The organism is Microcystis sp. M_QC_C_20170808_M9Col, from assembly GCF_007095495.1.
GTDB lineage: Bacteria > Cyanobacteriota > Cyanobacteriia > Cyanobacteriales > Microcystaceae > Microcystis > Microcystis aeruginosa.
The window spans coordinates 1-6,206 of sequence record NZ_SFBZ01000206.1 but is presented as its reverse complement, the minus strand read 5'-3'; the positions used below and the strand labels follow the sequence as shown (position 1 = coordinate 6,206).

The 6,206-nt window shown below is 45.3% G+C and carries 4 protein-coding genes; 3 read left to right on the top strand and 1 reads right to left on the bottom strand.

Annotation, left to right across the window (positions count from 1 at the left end; genetic code table 11):
* Positions 1-208: 208 nt before the first annotated feature.
* Positions 209-2,521: a transglutaminase TgpA family protein gene (locus EWV68_RS12095; protein WP_061430468.1), complete on the bottom strand. Its 2,313-nt coding sequence runs from the start codon at positions 2,519-2,521 to the stop codon at positions 209-211.
* A 168-nt stretch (positions 2,522-2,689) separates the two neighbouring features.
* On the opposite strand from EWV68_RS12095, the gene EWV68_RS12090 reads away from it, so the two are divergent.
* From EWV68_RS12090 to EWV68_RS12080, 3 genes are all read left to right on the top strand, one after another.
* On the top strand, positions 2,690-3,427 hold the full coding sequence (locus EWV68_RS12090) for a phycocyanobilin:ferredoxin oxidoreductase (RefSeq protein ID WP_061430469.1): 738 nt from the start codon (positions 2,690-2,692) through the stop codon (positions 3,425-3,427).
* Positions 3,428-3,875: 448 nt separating this feature from the next.
* Complete coding sequence (gene ndhD1 / locus EWV68_RS12085; protein WP_012264249.1) at positions 3,876-5,459, top strand: photosynthetic/respiratory NAD(P)H-quinone oxidoreductase subunit D1; 1,584 nt, start codon at positions 3,876-3,878, stop codon at positions 5,457-5,459.
* 424 nt (positions 5,460-5,883) lie between these two features.
* Positions 5,884-6,206: DUF4164 family protein (locus tag EWV68_RS12080; RefSeq protein ID WP_287169907.1), on the top strand; the 323-nt coding region annotated here is incomplete at its 3' end.

Genomic DNA, 6,206 nt, shown 5'->3' with positions numbered 1-6,206 from the left:
GAGAACCTTGTCTTGGTTGGATAAATCGAGACGATTATGTCGGGATTACGAGGAACTACCAGAAAATCACGAGGGAGCCGTTTATATTGCCATGATACGTCTTATGCTTCGCCGTTTAATCGATAATCAGCGGCGGAGAGCGAAGAAGGCTCCAGTCCGCGCTTAATATTAATTTACGAACGGTCTCTTACTAACTATAGGCTCAAGCTCACTTTTTCACTAGCTTGAGCAACTCTCGAAAACGTTGGCGTAATCTCTCGATATTAGCAGATTTTCCGCCATAACGCCAATCAACGTAGGCGCGAGCAATCTCCTCGATAATATTCGCCACCGGGGGCGGTTGGACACTGCGGGCGGCGGCGGCGTATTCTAAAGGGGTTTGAGCGGGATGTTTGCCATAACCGGCTTCTGTTAAGATTCCTAACATTTGCTGGTATAAACGCTCGATCGGTGGTAGTTTTGCCAACTTGCGACCCCGACGCCAACGATGGAACTGTCCCCATCCTAACCAACCAGCGTAAGCGAAGACGACCCCCACTAAACCGCCGAGAATTCCCCCTAAAAGACTGCCGGAAATAAAGCGCCATAACCATGCCAATAACTTACCGATAGTGACGATAACATTTTCCCAAATCAGACCGAGAAAACCCGTTACTGGAGAGGGCAACCATCCGGCTACCCATTGCCAAAATTGCTTGAGGACGCTAAAAGGTTCCACTTCCTCAAAGGATGGGGGAATTAATTCGTGGCCCGGGATAGGATCGAAAGTGTACCAACCGTAACCTGGAAAAAACACCTCTGTGATGGCGTAAGCGTCCGTATTTTGGACAACATAAAAGCCAGTGAAAGGATTAAACTGGCCAGGAGCAAAACCGGTGGCTAATCGGGCAGGAATACCGATCGAGCGTAACATAATCGTTAACACGGTGGAAAAATGATCGGCGTAACCCCCCTGAAAACGAAACAAAAAGGCCGAGACTAAATCCTCATTTTCGGCTAAAAAGGGCAAATCGGTTTTTAATTCATAGTTTTGCTTTAATGCTTGGGCCAAATATAGGGCCTTCTCGTAGGGAGAGGTTAACGGTGTGGGAGATTTTGCCAGCAATTCCTCGGTTTTTCGGCGGACTTTCGGGGCAATTTCGGCAGGAATTTGTAAATAATACTTGAGAATAGCCTTCGGGTAAGTTTCTGGGGCCGATCGCAGTTGGCTGCGATTGCGTTCCGGCACTTGTGAGATTACAGTATAAGTTAGCCCTTCCGCTAACCCCCCCGGCGACCTTAAGCTATTTTCTCGGTCTAAAGATACCTGTCGGGTAGGAAAAAAGAGAAACTGAGGCGAAGTAAGAGCGGGGATAATATTCGGTAAACTGGAGACAATGCTGTAAGTTTGGACTACCTGATGGGTTTTGGCTTGGGTTGCAGGTAGCGGCACAAAAAAGCGATAGGACCAACTACTGCGATTTAAATCCTCTACTTCTTGATCTCGCGAGATTTGCCACCCTTGACCAGTATAGCGATCAAAGGCCATGGCGCGCCAGAATCCGGGGGCTTGAGAACGTACCCGCATGACTATTTCTGGAGTCATACTTCCCCGCAAATTTTGGTTGATTTGGGGGTTAAAACCGTAATAAAAGGTAGAATCTAGCTGTCCTGACCCCGTAGTGGGACTATTACCGCCATTTACGCCACCATTCCCCGTTTCACCCTCGCGCACATAGCCGGGGTTAACGATTTGTCGGTCTCCCTGTTCAAAATCCTGATTTTCCATACCTTCGGGACTATTGACGGGAAAAGATTGAATTTGATAACCCGGAAAACGCGGCATCAGGGCAAAAATTGTCAATCCCAAGAGGAGAATTGTCAGAAAGAAAATCCCGAAACGTTTGGGAGAAAGGGGAGAATTTTGTGGGGAAACTAATTTTTTTGTAGCTAGACGGGGGGGTTTCTTTGCCAAGAAAGGGAGACTCTGATTGAGATTATCTAAACCTAAACGAGAACGATAGTCTAAAACTAGGGTAGGTAGGGATAAAAGCAGAAAGAGGATTAACCAAGGCGCAAAAGCAAGGGTTTGGGAGATTGTCCCAGCGACTCCCAAGAGAATTAAACCGATTACCATAGAATAACCTAAGTCTTTGCGTCGGGGCAGGTCAAAACTATGGAGAATTTGCAGTTGAATTAATAATTGTGTTAAGGCAATGCGACTATCCTGCATCGCAACGATATTACCCAAGAATAGCGCCAACACCACTAACATTCCGATCGCTATACAAAATTTTGCCCCAATATTGCGCTTTTTCCTGCGTCGCCAACTCCAGATTCCGCCGATAATACTGAGAGGAACGGCCCAAATACTGGTATAACTATCAGTAGCCACATCGGTGGCGATAATACCGACGATTACTAAAGCTTGCACCAGAATTCTTAAAATAATCGATTCCTCGGTTTCTGGCAAGGGAGAAGATTCTATCTTTTGCCAGAGGGTTTTTAAGGAAGGTCTTGGACGAGCGGCACTGCTAACCATAGGGTAAATTGGGAGAAGGACAAAGAAGTTAATTTTATATTTCCCAGTTTTAATCTCGATCGCTCCATGGGGTAAAGTGGATTTTAGATGTCAGGAGTCAGGAGACGGGAGATAGGGAGCAAAAAGCTGATGACTGATAAATGATAACTGATAACTGATAACTGACCTATGATAGCCGTTACCAACCCTGAAATTTTACCGTTACTTCATCCCCTGATTGGACAATTAGCCACAGCAATTTTGTCCCAGTGGGAAAATTATCTTGATTTGTCGCCCTTTGAGTTACCCGAAGGTTTAGGCTATGTGGAGGGACGTTTAGAAGGGGAAAAATTAATTATCGAGAATCGCTGCTATCAAACTCCCCAGTTCCGCAAAATGCACCTAGAACTGGCTAAACTGGGCAATGGTTTGGATATCCTTCACTGTGTCATGTTCCCCCGTCCAGAATATCCGCTGCCGATGTTCGGATGTGATATAGTCTCCGGCAAAGCGGGAATCAGTGCCGCTATTGTGGATCTTTCTCCCACCAGTGGCGATAAAACCCTCTCTAGTGCCTATAATCAAGCTTTAGCGGCTTTACCTGGGGTCGATTTCGCCCAAGCTCGTGATTTACCGCCTTGGGGTCATATTTTCTCGGAATATTGTCTGTTTATTCGTCCCGAAACCGCCGCCGAGGAACGACAATTTTTACAAAGAGTAACAGATTTCTTGACAATTCACTGCAAATGTGCTAGGGAAAGTCAGCCTCTTTCCGGGGAAGAAACTGGCATTTATTTACAGGGACAACGGGATTATTGTAGTCAACAGCAAAAAAACGATAAAACTCGGCGTGTACTAGAAAAAGCCTTTGGTTGGGAATGGGCAGAGCGTTATATGACGGGCGTTCTCTTTGATCTGCCCGATTAAGTAGGGAGGCACAATTATAGCGTTTTTCAGTCTGCTGAGGTACAAAAGTTATGGGTTTTAGGCAAAAGGCAAGAGGCAAAAGTCAAAAGGGAAGAAAAATATGTGTACCTCACTAGCTTAGGAAACGCTATATTTGTCGGATGGGTTAATGGTATAAAACCCTACACCCCACACCCCACCTGCCCCCCCGATGTCGGGGGGGTTGGGGGGGGCACACCCTGCCCCCACCGAAAAACTTTTTTAGCAAACCCTAATTAAGCCAGAAGTCTCTTGAAACTTAACAATATTAACAGACAAGGACAGGAAAATAATTGCTAGATTGATTTAGGTGCAGTCAAATGTAACCGCGAGAACAAGCGAAAAAAAGGCGGTTTTGCTAGGTAAAACCGTCAAAAAGCCTTAGCTTAATTTCTCGATTCTGACGATTAAATAAATATTAAAACAGCCGATGAATCTAACAAACTTTCCTTGGTTAACTGCCATCATCCTTTTTCCCATCGTCGCCGCTTTATTAGTTCCCATAATTCCCGATAAAGACGGTAAAACCGTGAGATGGTTTGCTCTGACGGTGGGATTAATCGACTTTGCCCTAATTATCTACGCTTTCTATAGCAGTTACGATTTCGCTAATCCCAATCTGCAATTAGTGGAAAGTTACCAATGGTTGCCAGAAATTGACCTAAGATGGTCCTTAGGAGCCGATGGCCTCTCCATGCCTCTGATTATCTTAACGGGATTTATCACCACTCTGGCTATCTTAGCGGCTTGGCCGGTGACTTTTAAACCGAAACTATTCTACTTCCTGATGCTGTTGATGTACGGGGGACAGATTGCGGTGTTTGCCGTCCAGGATCTGTTACTGTTCTTCCTCGTCTGGGAATTAGAATTAGTCCCCGTCTATCTCATCCTCTCCATTTGGGGCGGTAAACGCCGTCTCTACGCGGCCACCAAATTTATCCTTTACACCGCCGGAGGCTCCCTATTCATCCTTGTAGCGGCGCTGACGATGGCTTTTTATGGCGATACCGTCTCCTTTGACATGGTGACTATTGCTGGTAAAGACTTCCCCCTGAAACTGCAATTATTCCTCTACGCCGGTTTCCTGATTGCCTACGGGGTAAAACTGCCGATTTTCCCCCTCCATACTTGGCTACCAGATGCCCACGGCGAAGCCACTGCCCCCGCCCATATGTTACTAGCGGGAATTTTGCTTAAAATGGGTGGTTATGCGCTCTTACGGATGAATATGGGGATGTTACCCGATGCTCACGCCGTTTTCGCTCCCGTTTTGGTGATTTTAGGGGTAGTTAATATTATCTACGCCGCCTTAACCTCCTTTGCCCAACGCAATCTTAAGCGCAAAATTGCCTATTCTTCCATCTCTCACATGGGATTTGTGCTGATTGGCATGGCTTCCTTTACCGATATTGGTACAAGTGGGGCGATGTTACAGATGATTTCCCACGGACTGATTGGGGCGAGTTTATTCTTTATGGTCGGTTGTACCTACGATCGCACCCATACCCTGATGTTAGACGAGATGGGCGGTGTCGGCAAGAAAATGAAGAAAGTTTTTGCCATGTGGACTACCTGTTCCCTCGCTTCCCTGGCTTTGCCCGGGATGAGCGGTTTTGTGGCGGAATTAATGGTATTTATCGGTTTTGCCACCAGTGATGCCTATAGTCCCACTTTCCGCGTTATTATCGTCTTTTTAGCGGCTATCGGTGTCATTCTCACCCCGATTTATCTCTTGTCCATGTTGCGAGAAATTCTCTACGGGCCGGAAAATAAGGAATTAGAAGAACACCATGCCCTAGTGGATGCGGAACCCCGGGAAGTCTTTATCATCGCTTCTCTATTAGTGCCAATTATCGGCATTGGACTCTATCCCAAAGTGGCGACGACGATTTACGATGCTACCACCAATAAATTAACCGCCCTAGTGCGTAATTCTGTCCCCAGTTTAGTGCAACAGGCAAAGGCAAAAACCCCCAGTTTCTCCCTTTATTCCCTAAAAGCCCCCGAAATCTAAGGATTTATCAGTTATCAGTTATCAGTTATCAGTTACCAGTTACCAGTTATCAGTTATCAGATTTGAGTTTTAAGTGAGCAGTATTAAATCCCACTTTCCGCACTTCTTAACATTCAATTGATAATTTTTACTAATATTAAATCCGGTTATTAAAGAATGATTATTTATTCTCCCTTTTGCCTATTGCATGAGTAGAAAACGGGTTTCTCCGAGAAACCCGTTTTCTGTGCGTTACTCAACGGATTTAGTATTATTATACTTTTAATTGATTGTGTGATTATTTTAATGCGATCGCTACTGAGTACAGCCTGGAGAATTATGAGAATTGGTCTCCACTGGAGCAATCGCACCCAAAGAAGATTAGGCGGTCGCAACGCGCTCGCTACGCGAGACCGCAACATAGCAAAATATAGGAGTTTAGCTCATGTCTAACGAAACCGTGACTTATTCCCTAGAAGCTGTTCTAACAAGGATCGAGGGAAAAATAGACTCTCTACAAAAAGATGTTAATCAAAAATTCGACAAAATCGATGAACGATTAACCAAAGTAGAAATAGGACAATCGGAGTTAAAAGGGGAGATTAAAGCCTTAGGCTTTAAGGTTGAGGGCATCGATAAAAGATTAGAGAAAGTAGAAAACGAGCAATCTGTTTTAGTTAAGTCTGTTTCTGACTTACAGGGATTTCGGGGGTTAATTTTACCTCTGATTGTTGGGGGAATTAGTGCCGGTATCGGGGCAATAATCAC

What these genes read in the sequence shown, in the direction of transcription:
- ndhD1 (WP_012264249.1), top strand. Translation starts at nt 3,876, where the DNA reads ATGAATCTAACAAACTTTCCTTGGTTAACTGCCATCATCCTTTTTCCC.
- EWV68_RS12095 (WP_061430468.1), bottom strand. Translation starts at nt 2,521, where the DNA reads ATGGTTAGCAGTGCCGCTCGTCCAAGACCTTCCTTAAAAACCCTCTGG.
- EWV68_RS12090 (WP_061430469.1), top strand. Translation starts at nt 2,690, where the DNA reads ATGATAGCCGTTACCAACCCTGAAATTTTACCGTTACTTCATCCCCTG.